General features: G+C 67.0%; 23 protein-coding genes and 1 tRNA gene. 2 read left to right on the top strand and 22 right to left on the bottom strand.

Going from position 1 to position 25,227, the window contains the following annotated elements; translation table 11 throughout:
* The 4 genes from V5F61_RS15060 to V5F61_RS15045 form a co-directional block, all read right to left on the bottom strand.
* Complete coding sequence (locus V5F61_RS15060; protein ID WP_393990010.1) at positions 1-453, bottom strand: hypothetical protein; 453 nt, start codon at positions 451-453, stop codon at positions 1-3.
* An 89-nt stretch (positions 454-542) separates the two neighbouring features.
* Entirely contained in the window at positions 543-1,010 is a 468-nt protein-coding gene (locus V5F61_RS15055) for an SRPBCC family protein (protein ID WP_393990009.1), read from the bottom strand.
* Positions 1,007-1,498: a thioredoxin family protein gene (locus V5F61_RS15050; protein WP_393990008.1), complete on the bottom strand. Its 492-nt coding sequence runs from the start codon at positions 1,496-1,498 to the stop codon at positions 1,007-1,009. The genes V5F61_RS15055 and V5F61_RS15050 overlap by 4 nt, the downstream gene beginning before the upstream one ends.
* Positions 1,486-1,965 carry a hypothetical protein gene (locus tag V5F61_RS15045; protein WP_393990007.1) on the bottom strand — a complete coding sequence of 160 codons (480 nt, stop codon included), beginning with the start codon at positions 1,963-1,965 and terminating at the stop codon, positions 1,486-1,488. Before V5F61_RS15045 ends, V5F61_RS15050 begins: the two co-directional genes overlap by 13 nt.
* A 160-nt stretch (positions 1,966-2,125) precedes the next feature.
* On the opposite strand from V5F61_RS15045, the gene V5F61_RS15040 reads away from it, so the two are divergent.
* Positions 2,126-2,470, top strand: coding sequence for a hypothetical protein (locus V5F61_RS15040; protein ID WP_393990006.1), 345 nt, complete (start codon positions 2,126-2,128; stop codon positions 2,468-2,470).
* A 7-nt stretch (positions 2,471-2,477) separates the two neighbouring features.
* Here V5F61_RS15040 and V5F61_RS15035 read toward each other — a convergent pair whose 3' ends face one another.
* Both V5F61_RS15035 and V5F61_RS15030 read right to left on the bottom strand, forming a co-directional pair.
* A complete protein-coding gene (locus V5F61_RS15035) occupies positions 2,478-2,690 on the bottom strand; it encodes a type II toxin-antitoxin system HicB family antitoxin (RefSeq protein ID WP_393990005.1) in 213 nt (70 codons plus the stop codon).
* Entirely contained in the window at positions 2,687-2,929 is a 243-nt protein-coding gene (locus tag V5F61_RS15030) for a hypothetical protein (protein ID WP_393990004.1), read from the bottom strand. Before V5F61_RS15030 ends, V5F61_RS15035 begins: the two co-directional genes overlap by 4 nt.
* 276 nt (positions 2,930-3,205) lie before the next feature.
* On the opposite strand from V5F61_RS15030, the gene V5F61_RS15025 reads away from it, so the two are divergent.
* Complete coding sequence (locus tag V5F61_RS15025) at positions 3,206-4,636, top strand: exopolysaccharide biosynthesis polyprenyl glycosylphosphotransferase (protein ID WP_393990003.1); 1,431 nt, start codon at positions 3,206-3,208, stop codon at positions 4,634-4,636.
* A gap of 109 nt (positions 4,637-4,745) precedes the next feature.
* Here V5F61_RS15025 and V5F61_RS15020 read toward each other — a convergent pair whose 3' ends face one another.
* The 16 genes from V5F61_RS15020 to V5F61_RS14945 form a co-directional block, all read right to left on the bottom strand.
* Positions 4,746-5,906: an AGE family epimerase/isomerase gene (locus tag V5F61_RS15020; protein WP_393990002.1), complete on the bottom strand. Its 1,161-nt coding sequence runs from the start codon at positions 5,904-5,906 to the stop codon at positions 4,746-4,748.
* 10 nt (positions 5,907-5,916) lie between these two features.
* The gene (locus V5F61_RS15015; RefSeq protein ID WP_393990001.1) at positions 5,917-7,146 is read right to left on the bottom strand and encodes an HAD-IIIA family hydrolase; all 1,230 of its coding nucleotides are present in this window, start codon (positions 7,144-7,146) and stop codon (positions 5,917-5,919) included.
* Between the two features lie 120 nt (positions 7,147-7,266).
* A complete protein-coding gene (locus V5F61_RS15010; RefSeq protein WP_393990000.1) occupies positions 7,267-8,316 on the bottom strand; it encodes a GHMP family kinase ATP-binding protein in 1,050 nt (349 codons plus the stop codon).
* 155 nt (positions 8,317-8,471) lie between these two features.
* On the bottom strand, positions 8,472-9,380 hold the full coding sequence (locus tag V5F61_RS15005; RefSeq protein WP_393989999.1) for an alpha/beta fold hydrolase: 909 nt from the start codon (positions 9,378-9,380) through the stop codon (positions 8,472-8,474).
* A gap of 18 nt (positions 9,381-9,398) precedes the next feature.
* Complete coding sequence (gene mepA, locus V5F61_RS15000) at positions 9,399-10,301, bottom strand: penicillin-insensitive murein endopeptidase (RefSeq protein ID WP_393989998.1); 903 nt, start codon at positions 10,299-10,301, stop codon at positions 9,399-9,401.
* A complete protein-coding gene (locus tag V5F61_RS14995; RefSeq protein WP_393989997.1) occupies positions 10,301-11,338 on the bottom strand; it encodes a L,D-transpeptidase in 1,038 nt (345 codons plus the stop codon). The genes mepA and V5F61_RS14995 overlap by 1 nt, the downstream gene beginning before the upstream one ends.
* 154 nt (positions 11,339-11,492) lie before the next feature.
* Positions 11,493-15,689, bottom strand: coding sequence for a DNA-directed RNA polymerase subunit beta' (rpoC, locus tag V5F61_RS14990; protein WP_393989996.1), 4,197 nt, complete (start codon positions 15,687-15,689; stop codon positions 11,493-11,495).
* Positions 15,690-15,788: 99 nt separating this feature from the next.
* Complete coding sequence (rpoB, locus tag V5F61_RS14985) at positions 15,789-19,865, bottom strand: DNA-directed RNA polymerase subunit beta (RefSeq protein ID WP_393989995.1); 4,077 nt, start codon at positions 19,863-19,865, stop codon at positions 15,789-15,791.
* A 261-nt stretch (positions 19,866-20,126) separates the two neighbouring features.
* Complete coding sequence (rplL, locus tag V5F61_RS14980) at positions 20,127-20,504, bottom strand: 50S ribosomal protein L7/L12 (protein WP_393989994.1); 378 nt, start codon at positions 20,502-20,504, stop codon at positions 20,127-20,129.
* A gap of 72 nt (positions 20,505-20,576) precedes the next feature.
* On the bottom strand, positions 20,577-21,095 hold the full coding sequence (gene rplJ, locus V5F61_RS14975; protein WP_393989993.1) for a 50S ribosomal protein L10: 519 nt from the start codon (positions 21,093-21,095) through the stop codon (positions 20,577-20,579).
* A gap of 611 nt (positions 21,096-21,706) precedes the next feature.
* Positions 21,707-22,405, bottom strand: coding sequence for a 50S ribosomal protein L1 (gene rplA, locus V5F61_RS14970; RefSeq protein ID WP_393989992.1), 699 nt, complete (start codon positions 22,403-22,405; stop codon positions 21,707-21,709).
* Between the two features lie 5 nt (positions 22,406-22,410).
* On the bottom strand, positions 22,411-22,860 hold the full coding sequence (gene rplK, locus V5F61_RS14965) for a 50S ribosomal protein L11 (protein ID WP_393989991.1): 450 nt from the start codon (positions 22,858-22,860) through the stop codon (positions 22,411-22,413).
* 281 nt (positions 22,861-23,141) lie between these two features.
* Positions 23,142-23,360 (bottom strand): cysteine rich repeat-containing protein, encoded by a 219-nt coding sequence (locus V5F61_RS14960; protein ID WP_393989990.1) that lies wholly within the window; start codon positions 23,358-23,360, stop codon positions 23,142-23,144.
* A gap of 195 nt (positions 23,361-23,555) precedes the next feature.
* The gene (gene nusG / locus V5F61_RS14955) at positions 23,556-24,086 is read right to left on the bottom strand and encodes a transcription termination/antitermination protein NusG (protein WP_393989989.1); all 531 of its coding nucleotides are present in this window, start codon (positions 24,084-24,086) and stop codon (positions 23,556-23,558) included.
* An 18-nt stretch (positions 24,087-24,104) separates the two neighbouring features.
* Positions 24,105-24,302, bottom strand: a complete 198-nt coding sequence (gene secE, locus V5F61_RS14950) for a preprotein translocase subunit SecE (protein ID WP_237346505.1) — start codon at positions 24,300-24,302, stop codon at positions 24,105-24,107.
* Between the two features lie 269 nt (positions 24,303-24,571).
* A tRNA-Trp gene (locus V5F61_RS14945) sits at positions 24,572-24,648 on the bottom strand.
* Positions 24,649-25,227 lie beyond the last annotated feature (579 nt).

Below are 25,227 nucleotides of genomic sequence, written 5' to 3'. Positions count from 1 at the left end.
TCAGGCGATAAGCCCCAGCAGGCAGGCCAGCAGCACGGCGGCAAGGCCGAAATCGGAGACCATGGCGATGGTCTCCTTGCCGCCACGCGCTTTCTGCAGGGCATGCTGGATGCCCGCAAGGCCCAGGAACACCGCCCCCGCCAGCGCCGCCGGCACCAGGAACGACGGCCACGGCAACGAGAGCAGCGCCAGCAGCGCGATGGCGGCATTGGCGAAGCCAAGCTCCCGCACCACGATATGGGCGCGTGGGTCGTCAATGTGGAGGATGCGCGCGGTGAACTCCGGCTGCGTCATCTGCTTCACTGCCGCGAGCATGATGCGCACGCCGACGCCCCAGAAGGTGAACCACTTGGCCGCGAGCACCAGCGGCGCACCGCCATGCAGCGCCAGCTCCGCGCCGATGGAGAGAAGCGGCAGCACCGCCATGGTCGCCAGGATCACGCCGAGATACATGCCCCACCCCAGAATACGCCGGCAGAGCCCACCGCCGGACTGGGAGGCTACAGGGCTCGCGGGAGCGTGCAACCCCCTCCACCATGCCCTCAGGCGCCATGCTCCAGAAGGTCGGGCAGCCGCCGGGCGAGACTGCGCAGCACGCTTTCGGCGCCCTTGGACATGATGTCGAACACCTGGTCCGCCGCCGCATCGGCCGCGAAGCCCTCGTGCGTGAAGGTGAGGCGGGTGCCGTCCGCAGTGGGAGAGAGGGTCCAGGTCACCGTGGTGTCGATGTAGCGGCCGAAGCCCTTCAGCTCCTCATGGCCGCCGCGCCAGGAGAAGCGCAGCAGCTTTTCCGGTTCCACCTCCAGCACCTGGCACCGGAACTCGCCGTCCCAGCGCTCCACCGGCCGGCTCCATATGGTGAACTTGTGCCCCGGCGCGGGCTGGATGTCATTCGGGAAGAACCAGACCGCGAGCCATTCGGAATCGGTCATGGCCCGCCACACGACGTCCGGGGGAAATACGAGGTCGGCTTCCTTGCGAATGGCGCGGGTCTCGACGGAAGTGGTCACGGGGCAGCTCCGGTCTGGAGGGAAAGGGCTGTGGCGCCGGTGTCCTCCTGCGCCTCGGAAAGGGCGCCGTAGAGCCAGCGCCGCAGGTCCGAAGCGGCGAGCACTCCGGTGACGCGCGCCACCTCCCTCCGGCCATGCACGAGGCTCAGGGTCGGCACGGTGCGGATGCGGAAGTGCGCGGCGAGGTCGCTCTCGGCGTCGGTGTCCACGGTGGCGAACCGCACATGGGGCTCGAACTCGGCGGCGAGGGCCTCGAACACCGGCGCGAGGGCGCGGCAGGGGCCGCACCAGTCGGCCCGGAAATCGATGAGCAGGGGCAGGCCGCGCTCGGCGGTGTGGGCATCGAACCGGCCCGCCGTGAGCTCCAGCGGCCGGCCGGTGAAGAGAGCCCCGCCGCAGGCGCCGCAGCGGGCAGTGCGCAGCTCCACGCCCGCCGCCGGGGGAATGCGCGCGTCGCAATGGGGGCAGGCAATGCTCAAAGCACGCATGGAGACTCTCCTTCTGCAGCGGGCGCGGGCGGCGACACGCCGTCGAGGCGACACGCGAAGCGTGCGCGAAAGGCCGTCCAGCCGGCGGCATCGGGAAAATCCACCTTCGCCCACCATTCCGCTGTTTCTGTGCCGTCCGCCCAGTGGCGCTGCTCCGCGCACCAGCGCAGCTGAGGCCAGCGCGGGTTGCGCCCGACCCGCCCGGCATCGTCGCGCAGGGCGGGACGGCCGATGGCCTCGGAGAGGCCAGCCATCACCTCCGGCCGGAAGGTGAGCGCGAAGGCGATGCCGTGCCGGTTCAGCCGGTGCGGCGCGCGCAGCAGGTATTGCTCCAGGAGGGCGAAGCCGGGCGGACCATCCGGCGCGCGGAACTCACGCATCACCAGCAATCGAAAGCCGGACGGCCCTAACTCCGCGGGCACGGCGTGCACGGCGGTGGGCGTACCATGGAGCCGGGCGGCAGCCATCAGCCGGTCCTCCGGAAAGGGCCCGTCGCCCCGGCGCGCGCCCGTGCCAGGCCTCCGGCCGAACGACGGAAGGACGGAAGGCGGCAAGCGCCGATGTCGGTCGCGGGCTCCATGGCACCGAACGTGCAAGAATGCTGCCGCACCGCATGAGCGAGGCCCCGTGACCAGAACCGACTATATTCCCGAGCTGAGCGAGGTGCGCATGGTGCGCCGCGCGCCGGAGCATCCCCTCCCCTTCGCCGACGACGACCGCGCCTATGTGCGCGGTTGCCTTTCGGACCTCGAAACGGCTTTCGGCTTCACCGCTTTTCCGGGGCTCTCCTTCGATCAGGTCCCGGCCCGCACGCTGATCTCGCACTTCATCACGTGGTGGCGCACGCTGGAGCCGCTCACCCCCGCCCAGGCGGAAGCCCACGCCCGGCTCCCGGCCGCCATCCGCCTGATCGACACCGTTTCCATCTGGCTGGAAGAGCAGGCGCAGCGCCGCCCGCCCGTCGGGCGCTGAGGGGGCCTCACCCCGCCGAAGGATCCGGCGGCGCGCGGTCGGCGGCCTTGAGGGCGTCGAGGCAGGCGAAGAGGGCTTCCCGCCCGTCGGCGAGCGCCTCCTCTGGCGTATCCCCGACACCGATGCAGCCGGGAATGTCGGGAAAGCGCACAATGAAGCCGCTGCCCTCCTCGGGGGCGAGGGGCTCCAGCGTGTGGGGATAGGCGGCGAGATCGCTCATTGGTCGAGCCCGTCCATGCGGTCGATCATGGCGACGAAGGCGCGCACGTGCGCCGGCCGGATCTTCCGCCGCAGGGGCACCGCCACGCAATCGGGCACGCAGGGATGGGTGAACACCACATGGGTGCCCGTGACCTTTCGAAACTTCAGCGCGTACTGGGACGCAGTGATCTCGAAATCCGCCGGGCGCCAGTCGCCGCCGGGATTGGAGCGCAATGCTTCGAGGCGCTTGTTGTACATGGCAAAAAATCCATCGCACGAAAAAGGAGGCAGAGCTGGAAAGGCTCCAGCTTACGCCCCTTCCCGTCCGCAGCAAGCCGCGTGCGCGCATCCCCTTGCCCGGCCTTCGGGCCATCCGTGCAAACTGTTGGAATAAGACACAATTCGTGAGGCGTTCAGCGTTAATCAAAGCCTAAGGTCGGTGGCCACCTACCCTTGACGGTCAAGCTGCGATTAAGGAGAAGTTGAGACCAAAGCTCCATCGCCTCGACGATTGGGCTGGCGGGAATGCGCAGAATGACTCGTTGGACCCACGGCCTCATCAATCGCCTCGTCATCCTCTGCGATATCTTCATGTCGCTGCTGGCGGCGCTGGTCGCGCATGTTCACTGGAACTTCTTGTCCTGGAGCCAGATCGGCATCCTCTGGATCATCGGCATTCTCAGCTTCGTGCAGATACTACAATTCGGCCGGGCCTACAGGGTTGAACATTACTCGCGCGTGCGGCGACAACTGGGGCACATCATCGTGGGCTGTGTCCCCGCCGGAACGGTGGTGGCCGTCTGCTACTATGCGATGATCCCCGCGGACGCGACCAACCTGAAGGCCCTCGTGGGGTGGTGCGTCGTCACTGTCATCGCCCTTTTGTTCGGCCGGCTAGTGCCGGTGCGCCTGGGCATGATCCTGGTGAAGCGCAACGCCGTGCTGCGGCGCAACGTGGCGGTGCTCGGCGAGCGCGCCCGCGCCCGCGATCTTGTGGACCGGTATGACGGCGAGGAAGGCCAGAGCGGCCTCGTCTCCTTCGTCGGCATCTTCACCGATGACGCCGAGCCCGCCGGCGACGCGAACACCGCCCTCTCGCCGGTGACCGGCAAGCGCTATCCGCAGGAGCGGAGCGGCATCGCCGCCCTTCTCGACTATGCCCGCGACGCGCGGGTGGACATGGTGGTCATCACCAAGCCGTGGTCCGACCCTGCTGCCATCTCCGCCCTGGTAGGCGAGCTGCACCAGATCGCCACCGACGTGGTGGTGGAACTCGACCCCCACTCCTTCTCGCTCAACTATGCCCACCTCACCATGCTGGCCGGCGAGCCCGCGCTGCAGGTGCAGCAGCAGCCTTTCAAGGGCTCGCTCGGCCTGCTGAAAGCGGTGGAAGATTACGTGGTCGCCGCCATCGGCCTCATCCTCACCTCGCCGATCCTCCTGGCGGCGGCCATCGCCATCAAGCTGGAATCGCCGGGCCCGGTGCTGTTCAAGCAGCCGCGCGTGGGGCGCAACAACAAGGTGTTCGAGGTCTTCAAGCTGCGCACCATGACCGTGGATCTCTCGGACGACGGCTCCGCCGGCACGCGGCGCGACAGCCCGCGCATCACCCGCGTCGGCCGCTTCCTGCGCTCCACCTCCATCGATGAGCTGCCGCAGCTCCTCAACGTGCTGAAGGGCGACATGTCGGTGGTGGGCCCGCGGCCCCACGTGCCCAACATGCTGATCTCGCCCAACGTGGTGTACGAGGCGATCCAGCACTACGTGGCACGCTACCGGGTGAAGCCGGGCATCACCGGCTGGGCGCAGATCAACGGCTCGCGCGGGCCTGTGCTCTCGGTGGAGAAGGCCGAGCGGCGCCTCGCCCTCGACCTCTACTACATCGAGAACTGGTCCATCTGGCTCGACCTGCGCATCATGGTGCTCACCGTCACCAAGGGCATGGCCGGCCCCTCCGTATTCTGATGCAGAAGGCCCGCGGGCTTCGCTCGCGGGCCCTTGGCCAATTTCGCGCAGCGTTCGAGCCGGTCCTTGCCCGGTTCCGGCCGAGGACCGGAACCGAGGGCGGAAGCCCTCAGCACCGGCCCTCGACGGTGTCGATGAGCTCCGCCAGGGCACAGGTGATATGGTAGAGCGAGGAGCCGGGTGCCGGCATCTCCACCCAGGTGCCGTCGGGGTTCGAGACATCCTGCCACGTGCCGGGCACGGGCATGTCGAGATAGAGCTTCAACCCGGCATAGGCGCGCCGGGCCTCCTCCGCTTCCTCCGCGGTGCCGAGCCGTCGCAGCCGCGCCAGCGCCACCTTCAGGCGCTCGGTCTGCGGCCACAGGCGCGCGGTGGCCTTGTGCACCACGCCAGCGGTGGTTACCTCGTTGATGGTCACCCCCCGCGCCGGGTCGATGCCGTAGGCGCGGCCGAAGGCGGTCAGCCGGTCGGAAACGACATCGCCCGGCCAGCCCCATGGCACCAGCCCCTCGAACAGCCAGGCCCACTCGAAGCAATGGCCCGGCTCCACGATGGTGCCCTCCAGGCCGGGAGCCGGCTGGAGGTCCTCGGTGAAATACTCGATCAGCGCGCCGGTAGTGGCGTCGATGAAGTGGTCGCGGCACAGCCGCGCCATGCCTTCCGCACGGGCCTTCCACTCCGCGCGGCCGCTCACCGCGTAGAGCGCTGAGAAGGCCTCGAAGAAATGCATGTGCGGGTTCTGGTGACGGAACGAGCGGGGAATGTCCCGCTCCACGAACCCGCCCGCCGGATGGGCATGGTCCTTTTCCAGCACCGAGACCAGTGCCTCCGCGGCGTCCAGCAGCTCCGGCCGCCCCAGGGCCCGCGAGGTGTGGCCCAGGCAGAACAGCATGAAGGCCTGGTCGTAGAGGTCCGCGCGCGCGTCATGCATGGCGCCGTCGGTGGTGAAGGAGTGTATGAAGAGGCCATCCGCCCGCCGCCCGTGGGCCAGCAGGTAGTCCACCGTCGCACCGGAAAGGGCACGCCAGTCCCCCGCCCAGCCGAGCCGCCCCATCTCGCAGAAGGAATAGGCATGGCGGGCCTGCACGAAGAGGCGGCGCGGCGCATCGTCCGCCAGCCCGGCCCGCGTCAGGCGCTCCGCGAACAGCCCTTTCGCCAGCCGCCCACGGCTGGACCAGAGGGGAGCGGCGATGTCGAGCAGCCAGTGGCGGGCGTCGTCGGAAATGTCCTTGAGGCCCAGGACGGCGGGCGAAACGGCGAGGCCGGTCATCACGGGTTCCTCAGCGATCGGCGGCAAGGCGGGAGGCCGCGGGGCGAAGCCCTTCTACGAAGGCCAGCAGGTCGCCGCCGGTGAAGAGGTGCCCCTCGATGCCCGCGCCGGTGGCGGCCTGGAGGTCAGATTCCTTGTCGCCGATGAGCAGGCTCGCCGTCACGTCCACCGGCCAGTGGGCCATGAGGTCGAGGAGCATGCCGGGCTCGGGCTTGCGCCAGGCGTGGGCGTCGGCATAGCGCGCCACGGTGCCGTCCGGGTGGTAGGGGCAATAGCGCCAGTCGTCGATGGAAGCCCCGGTGGCGCGCAGTTCGTCGGTCATCCAGGCGTGGAGCGCGGCGACGTCCTCCTCCGGATAGAAGCCGCGGGCGACGCCGGCCTGGTTGGTCACCACGAAGGTGTAGAAGCCGAGGTCGTTGAAGCGCTTCACCGCCGCCTTGGCGCCGGGCACCCAGGTGATGTCGGCCGCCTTGTGGGGATAGCCCGTGTCCACGTTCAGCACGCCGTCGCGGTCGAAGAACACGGCCGGGCGCCGCCGCCGCGCGGGCACCGAGACCTGCGCGTCGGCATAGGTCTCGGGAATGCCGATGTCGATAAAGAAGCCGTCATAGGCGATGCCGGTCACCTTGCCTTCGGCCACGAGGCGCGGCAGCAGGTCCGCCTCCATCGAGGAGGGGCAGGCCAGCGCCTCCAGCGCCCGCCGGCGCACCACATAGACGCCGCCGTTGATAAGCGCCCGGTCCAGGCCCGCGCCGCGCGGGCGGAAGGCGGTGATGCGCCCGCCTTCGAGCACGATCGTCTCGTAGCGGTCGGGTCGCTCCACGAGGCGCAGCGCCATGCCGACGTCGCTGCCGTGAGCGAGCGTCCCGGCGGCGAGGTCGAGCCAGTTGAAGTCGAACCAGGTATCGCCGTTGAGGAGCAGGAAGGTCTCGTCCAGCAGCGACAGGGCGTTCACCAGCGCGCCGCCGGTGCCGAGGGGCGTCGTCTCGACCGAGATTTCGACCGTGACATCGAAGCGGCCACGGACATCCGTACGCTCGATATAGTCGCCCACCACGCCCGCGCGGTGCCCGGCGAGCAACAGGAACTTGGTGAAGCCGCGCCGCCGCGCCTCGGCGATGAGCACCTCCACGAACGGGATGTCGCCCACCGGCAGCAGCGGCTTCGGCGTGTCGGCGGTGAGCGCCCCCAGGCGCGTGCCGAGCCCACCGAGCAGAATGACGCATTGCTTCACGACCACCAGTCGATCCCCCTCTGGGGCGCCCTCGCGCGGCTGGGACCCTCTCCCCCCCCGGCGAAGACGCGTCAATCGTTCCACTTCGTCGGCGCCCGCGCGCCGCCCCGGCCGGTCGGCCGCGCCTCAGGTGCAGATCGGCCAGCCCTCGGCGCCGTCGAAGGTGAATTTCACCGAGCCCGCGCGGCCGCCGGCCGCGTTTAGCACCGACTTGAGATGGTAGGCATTCTCGGGATCGGTGAGGAACATCATGAAGCCGCCGCCGCCGGCGCCCGAAACCTTGCCCGCCCAGGCCCCGGCGCCCATGGCCGCGTCATAGAGCCGTTCCACCGCCTCGGTGGCGACGCCGGCCGCGGTGGCCTTCTTGGCGGCCCACGAGCGGCCGAGGATCTCGGCCGTGCCGCGGATGTCGCCCTGGAGCAGGGCGAGCTTCATGTCGATGGCGTCCTGCTTCAGCTTGTGCATGTTCTCGATGGTTTTGCCATCGAGCTGCTTCAGCCCCGCCACCTGCTGCTTGATGATGTTCTCGGACTGCCGCGACTGGCCGGTGAAGCTGATGACGAGGGAGGCCTCGAACTCGTTCAGATATTCACGGCGGATGCGCAGCGGATTGACGATGGCCCGGTCGTCGGGGAGGAACTCGATGAAATTGAGCCCGCCGAACGCGGCCGAGTACTGGTCCTGCCGCCCGCCCGCGAGACCGATGTGCACGCGCTCGATCTCGAAGGCGAGGCGCGCCACCTCATAGGGGCCGAGCGGCAGCCGCAGCGCCGAGCGGAACGCCTCGATGAGCGCCACCACCAGCGCCGAGGATGCCCCGAGGCCCGAGCCCGCCGGCACGTCGATGGTGGTGGAGATGGTGAGCGGCAGCGCCACGCCGTCGCAATAGGTCCGCATCATGTGGGAATAGACTGCGCGATGCAGCACCAGCCCCTCGTGAAGGGAGTGGTCGAGGCGCGGCTCCAGCACCTCCTCCGTCTCCATGTCGCGGGCGCGCAGCACCACGGCGCCGATGCGATTGGTGCGGATGTGGGCGTAGGCGAAGCGGTCGATAGTGGCATTCAGGACGTTGCCGCCGAACTCGTCGCAATAGGGAGAGAGATCCGTGCCACCGCCGGCGAGGCCGAGACGAAGGGGAGCACGGGCGCGGACGTTCAGCGCATCGCCGATGGCCATAGGTGGGGGTCCTTCCTGGAACTTCTGAAACGTGGGATGCGGTGTTCGCAGCAAGGCGTCAATAGAACGAAAATACCGTTCCGTAAGATTGCAATGGACACGAGCCTCCGCATTGAGCGCCAGCAACTTCGCGCCCTTGTCCTCCGGGCTCGTCGTCACGCATCCCCGAGCAGGAACGGCAGCACGGCGTCGAGGGTGGGCTTTGGGGCCTCCTCACACACGAAATGGCCGCCCGGCACGGCCACCCCCGCGATGTCGGGCGCGAGCGCGCGCCACGCATCGAGCGGGCTCGCCCCCCGGCTCGGGATGCCGGCCTCGCCCCACACCAGGAATGTGGGGCACGAAAGCGTGCGCCCGGCGGCGAGGTCCGCCTCGTCATGGGCGAGATCGAAGGTGGCACCCGCCCGGTAGTCCGCGCACATGGCGGCGATGCGATCCGGCGAGGAGAAGGCGGCGCGATAATAGGCCAGCGCCCGCGCGTCGAAGGCGGAGAGATCCTTCGCCGCGGTCCAGCTCGCCATGGTCCACTCCAGGTAGAAGGCGGGGTGGGCGGCGATGAGCTTTTCCGGCAGCGGGCTGGGCTGCGCCAGGAAGGCCCAGTGGTACACCTGCAGCGCCCGCGCCCGGTCCATCCGGTGCCACATGAGGTAGGTGGGGATGATGTCGAGCAGCACCAGCCGGTCGAGCCGGCCGGGATTGTCGAGCCCCAGCCGGTAGCCCACCCGCGCGCCCCGGTCGTGGCCCATCAGGCTGAAGTGGGAGAAGCCCTGGCGCTCCATCAGCTCCACCATGGCGGCGGCCATGGCGCGCTTGGTGTAGGGAAGCTGGTCGCCATCCGCCTCGGGGGCCGCGCTCCAGCCGTAGCCGGGCAGGTCGGGGATGACGAGGGTGAAGCTCTCCGCCAACTTGTGCGCCACCTGATGCCACATCACATGGCTCTCGGGAAAGCCGTGGAGCAGCAGCAGCGGCGGGCCCCCGCCCCCCTGCCGGAGGAAGATGCGGCCCGCCTTCGTGTCCACGTGATGGGATTCGAAGCCCGGGAAGAGGTCGGCAAGATCCGTCATGGGTATCCTCCGCTTCGCTTACTTGCCGCCCAGCACCGTAGCGCAGGCGGGGGGCAGGTCTGCAAGGGTCATGGGAGGCTTCGGCTTCGCCGGCTCCTTGTCAGGCTTGGGGTGCAGCACCTCGTCCGAGAACCACCAGTCGAGCTCGGCGCCGCAGCCGTCGCCGGAGGGGGGAGGCTCCTGCCCCTTGCACTCGGCACTGCCCTTGGGGCACCCCAAGCGCACATGCATGTGATAGTCATGGCCCCAATAGGGCCGCACCTTCGCCAGCCAGGACCGGTCGCCGGCGGCATCGCGGCACAGGGCCTTCTTGATGGCCGCATTCACGAACACGCGCTCCACCTCGGGGTCCGAGGCCGCGGCGCGCACCACCTTCCAGTGGTCCGGCCGCCAGCTTGCGGGGTCGATGTCGCGCCGGTCCTTGCGCACCATCATGGTGGCCGAGAGGCTCTCGCGCTCCTCGCGGGAGAGGATGCGGCCTGGGCTGGGCGTCAGCCAGATGTCGGCATCGAGCCCGACCTGATGGGAGGCGTGGCCGGTGAGCATGGGTCCACCACGCGGCTGCGACATGTCTCCCACCAGGATGCCCCGCCAGGACGACGCTTCCGTGACCTTCCGGGCGAACCGCTCCAGGAAGGCGACGAGTTCGGGATGTCCATAATTCCTGTTGCGCGACAGGCGCATGACCTGCCACAGGGGGCCGTTCGCCTCCGGCCCCGTGATCGGCAGCGCCTCGGCCCCGGCAAGGCAGCCCTTGGAATAGAAGCCGATGGCCTCCGGCTGGAATTCCGACGCCGGTGCACGCGCGCGGCCGAACAGCTCCTTTGCCGGCATGCCCGGCGCCTGCTGAGCCCACGCACCGCTGCACGCCGCCAAAGCCGAAAACACCGCCAGCGCCCGCGTGAAACATGCCCGGCGCATCAGCTCACCGCCTTGTGGGAGAGCACGACGAAGCCGCCATCACTCCGCGTATCCGGATGGGCCGGCAGGTCCGTGATGAACAGCGTGGCGCCCGGCTTCGCCAATGCCGCCACCCGCCGCCTGATGGAGAGATCCAGCGTGACGCGCGCCAGTGCCTGCCGCACATCGCCCGCGTGGGCCGTTGCGCCCTCATAAGAAATGGCACTCCAGCGGGGCGTGCCGTGTGCCCCCTGCGTGCCGGCGAGCACGTAAACCACATTTCCCAGCGGCGCCGCGGGATCCTTCACCGTGATGGGCCCCTGCAGCACCGCCTGCGCCCCCTGCAGCACCGTCAACGTCCTGTCGGCCGCGCTCGCCACCATGGACACGGCGGCCCCCCAGGCCGCGGCGTCCTCCGGCGCGCCGGCGCCAGTGGCATCCACCGCCAGCTCCTGTTCCAGGCCCTCGCTCATGACGAGGCCGGGGTGAAGCACCTCCTGCGGCGCGCTGTGGCTGTCGGCAATGATGACCGGCGTGCCCATGTGCGTGATCGCGAACAGGAGCTTCGCGAAGGCCAGGGGCAGATGCACGCACCCGTGCGAGGAGGGATAGCCCGGCAGCCCGCCCGCGTGCAGCGCCACCCCGGACCACGTGAGGCGCTCCATGTAGGGCATGGCCGCATCGTTGTAGAGGGTGGAATGGTGGTCGGCGTCCTTGCCCAGAATGGTGAAGACGCCGGTGGGCGTGTCGTGCCCCTCCCGCCCCGTGGACACCGTGGACACGCCGATGCGCACGCCGTTGCGATACACATGTGCCCGCTGGTCCGAGAGATCCACCACGATCGCCACGAACCCTTCGGGCGCGCGCTCCGGGTACCAGACGAACTCGCCCGGCCGCAGGGCGGCGATGGCGGCAACATCCGGGTCGCCCGCGGCCACTGCCGGGCCGAGCAGGCCGAAGGCGGCGCCACAGGCGAGGGCGGCACCGATCTTCAGGACCCGCCGGCGCCCGAGGTGGTGCGGCGCGAAGCGCAGGGGTTCTTTGGTGGCGGATGTCATGGCCAGCTCCGCAGGCGAATCACTCCGCAGATTATGAGCACCGGTGCTTAATCACCGATATTCGCACGCCCGCGGTGCGGCGACATCGCCCCCTCCAACAGCAAAAGGGCCGCCCGAAGGCGGCCCTTTCGTCCAATCACCCTCGCGGCGCCGCTCACTCGGCCGGAGGCACAGCCTCGGCCGGGCCTTCCACCAGGGCGGCGGGCGCCTCGGTCTGCTCGTCGCGGGTGGCCACGATGAGGTCGTCGCGGGAGTTCGCCACGGCCCGCAGCTTGTTCATCTGCGCGCCGGTGCCGGCCGGGATCAGGCGGCCGACGATGACGTTCTCCTTCAGGCCCTCCAGCGGGTCCACCTTGCCATTGACCGCCGCCTCGGTGAGGACGCGGGTGGTCTCTTGGAAGGAGGCAGCCGAGAAGAAGGAGCGGGTCTGCAGGCTGGCCTTGGTGATGCCGAGCAGCACCGGATGGCCGGTCGCCTGCTTCTTGCCCTCTTCGGCCGCCTTTTCGTTGGCCTCGATGAACTCGATGCGGTCGACCTGCTCGCCGTCCAGGAACTCGGTCTCGCCGGCGTCGTCGATCTCCACCTTCTGCAGCATGTTCCGGACGATCACCTCAATGTGCTTGTCATTGATGGTCACGCCCTGGAGCCGGTAGACCTCCTGGATCTCGTTGACGAGGAAGGCCGCAAGCTCTTCCACGCCCTTGATCGCCAGGATGTCGTGCGGCGCCGGGTTGCCGTCGACGATGAAATCGCCCTTCTCCACCACGTCGCCGTCCTGGAGATGGATGTGCTTGCCCTTGGGGATCAGGTATTCCACCGCATCCCCGCCGTCGGACGGCTCAATGGAGAGGCGACGCTTGTTCTTGTAGTCGCGGCCGAAGCGGATGGTGCCCGAGATCTCGGCGATGATCGCCGCATCCTTCGGACGCCGCGCCTCGAACAGCTCCGCCACGCGCGGCAGGCCGCCCGTGATGTCGCGCGTCTTGGCGCTTTCCATGGGCACGCGGGCCACCGCGTCGCCAGCCTTGATGTGCTGGTTCGGGTCCACCGAGATGATGGCCTCCACCGGCAGGGCGTAGCGGGCGTCACCGCCGCGCGCCAGCTTCGACACCTTGCCGTCCGGCCCCTTGATGAGGATGGCCGGGCGCAGCTCCGGCCCGCGGCCGGCGCGGCTGTCGGTCACCACGCGCTTGGCGATGCCGGTCGATTCGTCGACCGTCTCGTTCATGGACGAGCCTTCCACCAGGTCCTCGAAGGCCACCGTGCCGTCCACCTCGGTGAGGATCGGACGGGTGTAGGGGTCCCACTCGGCGATGCGCTGGCCGCGCTTGATGGTGTCGCCCTCGTCCACCTTGAGGCGGGCGCCGTACTGGACGCGGTTGACCGCGCGCTCGGTGCCGTCGTGGTCGACGATCACCACGGCGAGGTTACGGCCCATGACCACGAGGTCGCCGTCCGAGTTCCGCGCCACGTTGCGATTGCGGATACGGACCTGACCCTCGAAGTTCGATTCCACGAAGGAGGAGTCCGCGAGGGTCGCGGCGCCGCCGATGTGGAACGTGCGCATGGTGAGCTGGGTGCCCGGCTCGCCGATCGACTGGGCGGCGATGACGCCAACCGCTTCGCCCATGTTCACGGGCGTGCCGCGGGCGAGGTCGCGCCCGTAGCAGGTGCCGCACACGCCATTGCGCGTCTCGCAGGTGAGCACCGAGCGGATCTTGATCTCCTGGATGCCCGCCTTGTTGATGCGCTCGATGTGCGGCTCCTCGATCATCGAGCCCCTGGGCACGATGATCTCGCCCGTCGCCGGCTCCACCAGATCCTCCGCCGTGGTGCGGCCCAGCACGCGCGAGGCGAGCGAGGCCACCACCTGGCCCGCATCGAGGATGGCGCGCATGTGGATTCCCTTGTCCGAGCCGCAATCGCGCTCGGTGATGATGGAATCCTGCGCCACGTCCACGAGACGGCGGGTGAGGTAACCCGAGTTCGCGGTCTTCAAGGCAGTGTCGGCCAGGCCCTTACGGGCGCCGTGGGTGGAGTTGAAGTACTCCATCACGGTCAGGCCTTCCTTGAAGTTCGAGATGATCGGAGTCTCGATGATCTCGCCGGAGGGCTTGGCCATCAGGCCGCGCATGGCGGCGAGCTGGCGCATCTGCGTGGGCGAACCGCGCGCGCCGGAGTGGCTCATCATATAAATGGAGTTGATGGGCTTCTCGCGGCCGGTCTCCGGGTCCTTCTTCACCGCGGAGATTTCCTTCATCATCTCCTCGGCGATGCGGTCCGTGCACTTGCCCCAGCAATCGACGACCTTGTTGTACTTCTCACCCTGGGTGATGAGGCCGTCGTTGTACTGCTGCTCGTATTCCTTGGTGAGGGCGCGGGCGTCTTCCACCAGCTCCCACTTCTTCTTCGGCACCACCATGTCGTCCTTGCCGAACGAGATGCCGGCGCGGAAGGCGTTGTAGAAGCCGAGCGACATGATCTTGTCGCAGAAGATCACGCTCTCCTTCTGACCGCAGTGGCGATACACCGCGTCGATCATGTTGGAGATTTCCTTCTTCGTCATCAGCTTGTTGACGACGTCGAAGGGCACCTTCGCGTGCTTCGGCAGTAGCTCGCCGATCTTCATGCGACCGGGGGTGGTCTCATAGATCTTGGAATACCGCTTTCCATCGGCGTCGACGCCGATGTAGCGACCCTTGATCTTGGTCGCGAGCGTGATCGCCTTGGCGTTCAGCGCATGGTCGATCTCGTTCATGTTCGCGAACAGCATGCCCTCGCCGGGCTCATTCTCGCGCATGATCGAGAGATAATAGAGCCCAAGCACGATGTCCTGCGAGGGCACGATGATGGGCGCGCCGTTCGCCGGGTGCAGGATGTTGTTCGTCGACATCATGAGCACGCGCGCTTCCAGCTGGGCTTCCAGCGAGAGCGGCACGTGCACGGCCATCTGGTCACCGTCGAAGTCGGCGTTGAACGCCGAGCAGACGAGCGGGTGAAGCTGGATGGCCTTGCCCTCGATCAGCACCGGTTCGAACGCCTGGATGCCCAGGCGGTGGAGCGTCGGCGCGCGGTTCAGCATCACCGGATGCTCGCGGATGACCTCGTCGAGGATATCCCAAACCTCGGGCCGCTCCTTCTCCACCAGCTTCTTGGCCTGCTTCACCGTGGCCGAATGGCCCTTCGCGTCGAGGCGCGAGTAGATGAAGGGCTTGAACAGCTCCAGCGCCATCTTCTTGGGCAGGCCGCACTGGTGGAGCTTCAGCTCCGGGCCCACCACGATCACCGAGCGGCCGGAATAGTCCACACGCTTGCCGAGCAGGTTCTGGCGGAACCGGCCCTGCTTGCCCTTCAGCATGTCCGCGAGCGACTTCAGCGGCCGCTTGTTGGCGCCCGTGATGACGCGACCGCGCCGGCCGTTGTCGAACAGCGCGTCCACCGCTTCCTGAAGCATGCGCTTCTCGTTGCGGATGATGATGTCCGGCGCCCGCAGTTCGATCAGCCGCTTCAGGCGGTTGTTGCGGTTGATGACGCGCCGGTAGAGGTCGTTCAGATCCGACGTCGCGAAGCGACCGCCGTCGAGCGGCACCAGCGGACGCAGGTCCGGCGGGATAACCGGAACATGCGTCAGGATCATCCACTCCGGCTTGTTGCCGGACTGCTGGAAGGCCTCGACGATCTTCAGGCGCTTCGCGAGCTTCTTGGGCTTCAGCTCCGTGGTCGCCTGGGAGATCTCGACACGCAGGTCCGCCGCGATCTTCTCGAGGTCCATGGAGCGCAGAAGCTCGCGAATGGCCTCGGCGCCGATCATCGCCGTGAAATTGGTCTCGCCGAATTCGTCCTGCGCGCGCAGGTACTCTTCCTCCGAGAGGAGCTGACGGTACTTGAGCTTGGTCGTGCCGGGCTCGATCACGACGAAATACTCGAAGTACAGGATGCGCTCCAGGTCCTTGAGCGTCATGTCAAGCAGCAGGCCGATGCGGCTCGGGAGCGACTTCAGGAACCAGATGTGCGCCACCGGAGCTGCGAGCTCGATGTGGCCCATGCGCTCGCGCCGCACCCGCGAGAGCGTGACTTCCACGCCGCACTTCTCGCAGATGATGCCCTTGTACTTCATGCGCTTGTACTTGCCGCACAGGCACTCGTAGTCCTTGATGGGACCGAAGATGCGCGCGCAGAACAAGCCGTCACGCTCGGGCTTGAACGTGCGGTAGTTGATGGTCTCCGGCTTCTTGATCTCGCCGTAGGACCAGGACTTGATCTTCTCCGGGCTCGCGATCGAAATGCGGATCTGATTGAAGCTCGGGGCCGGAACGGTCGGGTTGAAGACGTTCAGGACTTCCTGGTTCATGTGCTGCTCCCATACGGGGTGGGCGGCTATTCCGTTACGCCGCCCCGGCACATCGGCTGGGGCGGCAGTCCGCTCTGGGCGGAAAGGGTCGCGAGGCCCTTAGCTGTTCTCGAGGTCCACATTGAGGCCGAGCGAGCGCATTTCCTTCACGAGCACGTTGAAGCTCTCGGGAATGCCGCTCTCGAACGTGTCCTCGCCGCGCACGATGGCCTCGTAGACCTTGGTGCGACCGGCCACGTCGTCCGACTTCACGGTCAGCATCTCCTGCAGCGTATAGGCGGCGCCATAGGCTTCGAGCGCCCACACCTCCATCTCGCCGAAGCGCTGGCCGCCAAACTGCGCCTTACCGCCCAGGGGCTGCTGGGTGACCAGCGAGTAGGGGCCGATGGAGCGCGCGTGGATCTTGTCATCCACGAGGTGGTGCAGCTTCAGCATGTAGATGTAGCCCACCGTCACCTTGCGGTCGAAGGGCTCGCCGGTGCGGCCATCGTACAGCGTCGACTGGCCCGACGGGTCGAGACCCGCCATTTCCAGCTGGTGTTCGATGTCGTCCTCGTGGGCGCCATCGAACACCGGGGTCGCGATCGGTACGCCCTTGCGCAGGTTCTCGCCCAGCTCGGGGAGCTCCTCGTCCTTGAGCTGGTCGATCTCGCCCTTGCCGTAGATGGTTTCCAGACGCCCGCGCAGGGGCTTCAGGTCGCTCTGGGCGTAGTAGGCGTCTACCGCGGCCGCCACCTGCTTGCCGAGGCCCGCGCAGGCCCAGCCCAGGTGCGTCTCCAGGATCTGCCCGACGTTCATGCGCGAGGGCACGCCCAGCGGGTTCAGCACGATGTCCACGTTGGTGCCGTCCTCCAGGAACGGCATGTCCTCGATGGGCACGATGCGCGAGACGACGCCCTTGTTGCCGTGACGGCCGGCCATCTTGTCGCCGGGCTGGATCTTGCGCTTCACCGCGACGAAGACCTTCACCATCTTCATCACGCCGGGCGGCAGCTCGTCGCCGCGCTGCAGCTTCTCGACCTTGTCGAGGAAGCGCTGTTCCAGGCGCTTCTTCGACTCGTCATACTGGGCGCGGATGGCCTCCAGCTCGCTCATGATGGCGTCATCCGCCACCGCGAACAGCCACCACTGCGAGCGCGGGAACTCCTGCAGGATCTCGCGCGTCACCACGCTGTCCTTCTTGAAGCCCTTGGGGCCGGCGATGGCGGTCTTGCCGTCGAGGATCTCGGTCAGGCGGCCGTAGACGTTGCGGTCAAGGATCGCCTGCTCGTCGTCTCGGTCCTTGGCGAGCCGCTCGATCTCCTCGCGCTCAATGGCCAGGGCGCGCTCGTCCTTGTCGACGCCATGCCGATTGAACACGCGCACTTCGACGATGGTGCCCTTCGTGCCGGGAGGCAGCCGCAGGGAGGTGTCGCGCACATCCGCCGCCTTCTCGCCGAAGATGGCGCGCAGCAGCTTTTCTTCCGGCGTCATCGGGCTTTCGCCCTTGGGCGTGATCTTGCCCACCAGGATGTCGCCGGCATTCACCTCGGCACCGATATAGACGATGCCGGCTTCGTCGAGATTCTTCAGCGCCTCTTCCGAGACGTTGGGAATGTCGCGGGTGATTTCCTCCGGCCCGAGCTTGGTATCGCGGGCCATGCACTCGAATTCCTCAAGATGGATCGAGGTGAACACGTCGTCCTTGACGATGTTCTCCGAGAGCAGGATGGAGTCTTCGTAATTGTAGCCGTTCCACGGCATGAACGCGACCAGCACGTTCCGGCCGAGCGCGAGATCGCCCAGCTCCGTCGACGGGCCGTCGGCGATGATGTCGCCCTTGCGCACCGCGTCACCCACGCGCACCAGCGGACGCTGGTTGATGCAGGTAGACTGGTTGGAGCGCTGGAACTTCATCAGCCGGTAGATATCCACGCCGGACTTGGAAGGATCGGGCTCCTCCGTGGCGCGGATCACGATACGGGTGGCGTCCACCTGGTCCACCACGCCGGTGCGGCGGGCGGCGATGGCGGCACCGGAATCCCGCGCCACCACAGCCTCCATGCCCGTGCCCACCAGCGGCGCCTGCGAGCGCACCAGCGGCACCGCCTGGCGCTGCATGTTGGAACCCATGAGCGCGCGGTTCGCGTCATCGTTCTCAAGGAACGGAATGAGCGCCGCGGCCACCGAGACGAGCTGCTTCGGCGACACGTCCATGAAGTCCACGCGGTCGGGCGAGACCATCAGCACATCGCCCGCATGGCGGCAGATGACGAGGTCCTCAGTGAACCGCCCGTCCTTGTCGAGGGGCACATTCGCCTGCGCGACGTAATACTTCCCCTCCTCCATGGCCGACAGGTAGACAACCTCGTCGGCAACCTTCGCATCCACCACACGGCGATACGGAGCCTCGATGAAGCCGTACTTGTTCACGCGGGCGAAAGTGGCCAGCGAGTTGATGAGGCCGATGTTCGGGCCTTCCGGCGTCTCGATGGGGCAGATGCGGCCGTAGTGCGTCGGGTGCACGTCGCGCACCTCGAAGCCCGCGCGCTCGCGGGTCAGACCGCCCGGGCCCAGGGCCGAGAGACGCCGCTTGTGCGTGATCTCGGACAGCGGGTTGGTCTGGTCCATGAACTGCGAGAGCTGGGACGAGCCGAAGAACTCGCGCACCGCCGCCGCCACCGGCTTGGCGTTGATGAGATCTTGCGGCATCACGGTGTCGATGTCGACGGACGACATGCGCTCCTTGATGGCGCGCTCCATGCGCAGCAGGCCGACCCGGTACTGGTTCTCCATAAGCTCGCCCACCGAGCGCACGCGGCGGTTGCCCAGGTGGTCGATGTCGTCGATCTCGCCCTTGCCGTCACGCAGTTCCACCAGCGTCTTGATGACCGCGAGAATGTCTTCGCGGCGCAGCACGCGCACGGTGTCCGGGCAGTCGAGGTCGAGGCGCATGTTCATCTTCACGCGGCCCACGGCGGAGAGGTCGTACCGCTCCGCGTCGAAGAACAGCGAGTGGAACATGGCCTGCGCCGAATCGAGGGTCGGCGGCTCGCCCGGACGCATCACACGATAGATGTCGAAGAGCGCGTCCTCGCGGGTCACGTTCTTGTCGGCATTGAGCGTATTGCGGATGTAGGCACCGGTGTTGACATGGTCGATGTCGAGCACCGGGATCTCGCCGTAGCCGAGCTCGTCGAGCTGCTTGAGGCTCTTTTCGGTCAGCTCGTCGCCGGCCTCGGCATGGATCTCGCCGGTGTTGGCGTCCACGAGGTCCTCGGCCACGTACTGGCCCACCATCTCCTCATCGGAGATCTTGAGGGCCTTGAGGCCCTTCTCGGCAAGCTGACGGGCCGCGCGCACGGTCAGCTTCTTGCCGGCCTCCAGCACCACCTCGCCGGTGTCGGCGTCCACGAGGTCGGAGACGGCCTTGTAGCCCTTCATGCGCTTGGGATCGAACGGCATGCGCCAGCCGTCCTTGTCCCGCGAGAACATGATCTTGTCGTAGAAGGTGTCGAGAATCTCCTCGGCATCGAGACCCAGCGCGTAGAGCAGGCTCGTCACCGGAATCTTGCGGCGCCGGTCGATGCGCGCATAGACGATGTCCTTGGCGTCGAACTCGATATCGAGCCAGGACCCGCGATAGGGAATGATGCGCGCCGCGAACAGGAGCTTGCCCGAGGAATGGGTCTTGCCCTTGTCGTGGTCGAAGAACACGCCCGGCGAACGATGCATCTGCGAGACGATGACGCGCTCGGTGCCGTTCACGATGAACGTGCCGTTCATGGTCATGAGCGGAATGTCGCCGGTATAGACGTCCTGCTCCTTGATGTCCTTCACCGACTTGGCGCCGGTATCCGGATCCACATCGAACACGATGAGGCGCAGCGTGACCTTCAGCGGGGCGGCAAAGGTCATGCCCCGCTGGCGGCACTCGTCCACGTCATACTTCGGCGGCTCGAACTCGTAGCGCACGAACTCCAGCATGGCCGCGCCGGCAAAGTCGGAGATGGGGAACACCGACTTGAACACCGCCTGCAGGCCGTCATCGTCGCGCCCGCCCTTGGGTTCCTCGATCTGCAGGAACTGGTCGTAGGACGCCTTCTGAACCTCAATGAGGTTCGGCATCTCGGCCACTTCCTTGATTTTCCCGAAGAACTTGCGGATCCGCTTACGACCGGTGAACGTTTGCGCCATCTCGATCCTCGTCCGTCCAGGTCCCCTTCGGGCCGGCTCCCCCTTGTTCAGAAGGCTCGCCATGCCGGCACCGGAACCACTTCGCCATCAAACTGAAAGACTCTGGCGGCTGTAGCGCCGCCCTCTTTCAGCACCATGACGGCTCTCCCGGCCGCAACGCGCCTCGCTGCGGCCGGGAGAACCGTCGTCCCTCACCCGGCGAACCGGGCCCATCGGGAGAATGGCGCCCCGAGCCAAGCCCAGGGCGCCGATTTCACAGGCTCACTTGAGCTCAACCTTGGCGCCAGCCTTCTCGAGCTGGGCCTTGAGCTTCTCGGCCTCGTCCTTGGCCACGCCTTCCTTGACGGGCTTCGGAGCGCCTTCCACCAGATCCTTGGCCTCCTTCAGGCCCAGGCCGGTGATGGCGCGCACTTCCTTGATGACTTCGATCTTCTTGTCGCCGGCCGAAGCCAGGACAACGGTGAACTCGGTCTGCTCCTCGACAGCCGGAGCGGCCGCGCCAGCACCCGGAGCGGCGGCCACGGCCACGGCGGCGGCGGCGGACACGCCCCACTTCTCCTCGAGGAGCTTGGCCAGCTCGGCGGCCTCGAGCACGGTGAGGGCGGAGAGCTCGTCAACGAGCTTGGTCAGATCAGCCATTTGAGTCTTCCTTGAGATAGGTTCGATTTCGAGATTTGCGAGATCAGGCCGCCACGAGTGGCGGCCTCGTCCTCACGCAGCTTCGTCCTGCTTGGCATAGGCCCCGAACACGCGGGCAAGCTTCGCCGCCGGCGCGTTGGTGAGCTGCGCCAGCTTGGTCGCCGGGGCCTGAATGAGGCCGACGAGCTTGGCACGCAGTTCGTCCAGGGACGGCATGGTGGCGAGCGCCTTCACACCGTCTGCATTAAGGGCCGTAGTGCCCATCGCGCCGCCAAGGATCACGAACTTGTCGTTGGCCTTGGCAAACTCGACGGCAACCTTCGGCGCCGCCACCGGATCGCTCGAATAAGCGATCAGGGTGGGCCCCTTCAGAAGGGGCGCCACATGGGCGACGTCGGAGCCTTCCAGAGCGATCTTGGCGAGGCGGTTCTTGGCCACCTTCACGGTCGCACCCTCGGCCTTCATCTGTCGACGCAGCTTCGACATCTGGGCCACGGTGAGACCGGAATAGTGGGCGACCACGACGACGGAAGTGGTCTTGAACACTTCCGTGAGCGCCGTGACGAGCTCTTGTTTTTCCGCTCGATCCACGTCTGGCTCTCTTTAAGCCTGTGGCGGAACGTCACCTTTCGGAAACATTCCACCGGTTGCGCCTTGCCGCACACCCGCAGCCGGACCCGTCAAAAACGGCATGCCGACCGCGACGCGCGGCGCTCATGCCCTGTCCCCTCGGACCCGCCGAACCAAAGGTCCGGGACGGAACACAAGGCGCTGGTTCGAACCGATCTCCACAACCATCGACAAACCGACGGCCGATCTGAAATTCCGGTCTTCCCCGTCTATGCTGGCCCCACATGGCCCGCGCGCAGCGCAGAACCCGCTGGAATTAAGCCTCCACAGCCATGGCGAGGAGGCACCCGCAGTCTCGGACAGGACTTGCCGCCACCCCTCCGCCATACTCCGTTAAGATTTGGCATCGAGATAGACGACAGGGCCGGGCGGGCGAACCCTCCCAGCCCTTTCGCCCAGTCAAGGGCGAAAGCTTCTATTCCACATTCCCACACAGCACGCCACGCGGGAAACAGTCCATATAATGCGCAAGAGAGCATTTGTCACGCCCCTTCGCGCACTTTGCCTTCAGGGGAACGCGAGGTCGCGACGACCCGCGCCGCGACCTCGCCTTCACAGCGGCAAGCGAGCACTCAGGCGCTGACGACGGTCGCCGGCTCCACCTTGATGCCCGGGCCCATTGTCGAGGACACGGCGACGCGCTGCACATAGGTGCCCTTCGCGCCCGCCGGCTTCGCCTTCACGACCGCGTCGACAAAGGCGCGAATGTTTTCGGCGAGCTTATCTGCGGGGAAGGAGGCCTTGCCCACGCCAGCGTGAATGATGCCGGCCTTCTCGACGCGGAACTCCACGGCACCACCCTTGGCGGCGGCCACAGCGCCCTTCACGTCCATGGTCACCGTGCCGACCTTCGGGTTCGGCATCAGGCCACGCGGGCCCAGCACCTTGCCGAGCCGCCCGACCAGCGGCATGAGATCGGGAGTGGCGATGCAGCGATCGAACTCGATCTTGCCGCCCTGGATGGTCTCCAGCAGGTCCTCGGCGCCCACGATATCGGCGCCGGCGGCCTTGGCCTCGTCGGCCTTGGCGCCGCGGGCGAACACCGCGACACGCACCGTACGGCCCGAGCCGTTCGGCAGGTTGCACACGCCGCGCACCATCTGGTCCGCATGGCGGGGATCAACGCCGAGATTCATCGCGACCTCGATGGTCTCGTCGAACTTGGCGGTGGCCCGCTCCTTCAGGAGCGCCAGCGCCTCGTCGAGGCCATAGAGCTTGACGCGATCGATGCCCTCATGGGCGGCGCGGATGCGCTTGCCTTCCTTCGCCATGGCGCTCACTCCTGAACCTGGAGGCCCATGGACCGGGCCGAGCCTTCGATCATCTGAACAGCCGCCTCGACGGAATCACAGTTCAGATCCTTCATCTTCTTCTCGGCGATCTCGGCCATCTGGGCACGGGTGATCTTGCCGACAAAGCCGCCCTTGCCGGGCGTCTTGGAGCCGGAGCCGGGCTTCTTCTTGGTGTCGAGGCCGGCGGCCTTCTTCAGGAAGTAGGAGACCGGCGGGGTCTTCAGCTCGAAGGTGAAGGAACGATCCTGGTAGGCGGTGATGACCACCGGAATCGGCATGCCCTTTTCCATCTGGCCGGTCTGCGCGTTGAACGCCTTGCAGAACTCCATGATGTTGAGGCCGCGCTGACCGAGCGCGGGACCGATGGGCGGGGCCGGATTGGCGCTGCCGGCAGGCACCTGCAGCTTGACGTAGCCTGCAATTTTCTTCGCCATTTAAGAACTCCCCGGCACTCCCGGCAGCCGGCCGGAAACGCCAATGCACGCCCGAGCGATGAAACCATCGCGGGCGGTGCGGGCTGAGGATCGCGGTAGCGGCACGTATGCTCCGGCTGGCGAACCGGACGCGCCTCCCGCGCATGAACGCGCCTCGTCCGAAGCACGGATGTCACTTACATGAAATAGACTGGCGGGGGAAGCCCCAACCTCGGGACCGCCGCCCGCCCTTTTAGCCAAGGAGCGCGCAGAGCGAAGCGCCCCCACACGCTGGTGCCGGCTCAGCCCTTGAGCTCCTTCAGCGCCTTGGCGCAACCAACAGAGATCTGCTCGCCATGCGCCTTCAGGCACTTCAGGAGGCGCCCCTCGCCGGGGGGAACGGCCGCACACAGGCGCTCGATATCGGGCTTGCAGTACTTGATGAGCTGCTCCTGCGCGTTGCCGGACGAGGCGAGCAGCACGCTACCGGCGACAGCCAGAGCCACACCAAACATTCTCATACCGAACCCTCCGTGCGGCGGCTGCGGGAAGGATCAAATGCCGCCAGCACGGGCTCTACGGCGCGGCAAGCGGGCTCACCATGACGATAATTGGGCGCAACGCTTCGCGGCCAAAACCCGGCAGGCACACTGCAAAGAAAAGGGCGCGGCCAAGCCGCGCCCCATGCAACCCGACTACCGCGCGCCAGCGCGCCGTCAGACCTTCTCAACCTGGTTGAACTCCAGCTCCACCGGCGTTGCCCGGCCGAAGATAGAAACGGCCACTTTGAGGCGCGAGCGGGTGTCGTCCACCTCTTCCACGATGCCGTTGAAGCTGGCGAAGGGCCCGTCGGACACCTTCACCGTCTCGCCCACCTCGAACGAGATCGATGGCTTCGGCCGCTCAATGCCCTCCTGCACCTGCTGCAGGATGCGCATGGCCTCACCTTCGGAAATGGGCATGGGCTTGTTGTCGGCCCCGAGGAAGCCGGTCACCTTCGGCGTGTTCTTGATGAGATGGAAAGCCTCGTCGGTGAGGTCCATCTTCACCAGCACATAGCCGGGGAAGAACTTGCGCTCGGCATCGACCTTCCGGCCGCGCCGCACCTCCACCACCTTCTCAGTGGGCACCAGAATCTGCTCGAACAGGTCGGTGAGGCCGCGCTGCTCCGCCTGCTCACGAATCGAATCGGCGACCTTCTTTTCGAAATTGGAATATGCGTGGACGATGTACCAGCGTTTCGCCATGGAAGCCTCCCCGCCGCCTCAGTGCCCGATGGTGAGCAGGGTGGACACGCCGAACCGGATGATCTGGTCGGCGACGAAGAAGAAGATGGCGGCAAGGAACACCATCACGAACACCATGGCGGTGGTGATCAGCGTCTCGCGCCGGGTCGGCCAGGTCACCTTCGCCGTTTCGGCGCGGACCTGCTGAAAGAACTCGACAGGACTGTTCTTCGCCATGCGTGACACGGCAGCTCTTTGGGGAAGCCCCGGTGGCCGCCACCTCTCCTTGTTCGAAGGCGCCCCGCGCCCGATTGCGCCCGGCCCCGTCGGAAACTCAAATAGCCCGTCTCCCACCAGTCCGGAAGGGCGCGGGCGCTAAACCAAGCCGGGTAGATGTGGGATATTCCCGGCGCGGGCGAAAGCGCCCCTGCGCGCCGACCCCACCCCGAACCGCCGTCTTTGACCCCGCCTGCCCGCCGGCCGCAGATCAACTGCGATCCGAAGGGTGGCAGGAGTGGAGGGACTCGAACCCCCAACCCCCGGTTTTGGAGACCGGTGCTCTAACCAGTTGAGCTACACTCCTAGGCCCTGCCTCGAACGGCGCAGCCGCATCGACCTACGCCTGAGGGCGCGCGGCATTCGAGGGTAAAGCCCGCCGCGCCGGGAAGCGATCCAGCGCATCGGTGGCGTGTGTTTAGAGACATGCGACGCGCGTGTAAAGGGGGGGCATGGCCGCACGGGACGCGCTATCCCCAGATCCACCAGAACCTTGCTCCGGGTCAGGGCACCCTCCCGGACGGGGCGGCGGAGGCATCCGGTGCCGGGGCGCCACGCGCGCAATCGCGATTTGCTCCCGTTCCAGGCGCGTTCTCGAACACGCAGCGGGTGTCCGGCGGATTGCCGCACACCCGATCGAGATTCTTGAAGCCGACGCAGCGGCCATCCGGCCCGCGATAGCCCGGCCCGCCCTTGCAGCCGCATCCGGTACAGGGCGGACGATCGGGGCAAGGCTCCGCTGCGAGGGCCATCGGCGCCTCACTCGCGAGCAGGAGAATGGCCCCAAGCCACGCCCAAAGGAAAAGGGCGACGCCATGGCGCCGCCCTTCCCTGTTCCGTGCGGAGAACGCGAGGCTCACCGCGCGTCGATCACTCGATGATGGAA

The sequence above is a fragment of the Xanthobacter sediminis genome (genome assembly GCF_043195015.1).
GTDB lineage: Bacteria > Pseudomonadota > Alphaproteobacteria > Rhizobiales > Xanthobacteraceae > Xanthobacter.
This window is presented reverse-complemented; position numbering and strand designations above follow the sequence as displayed.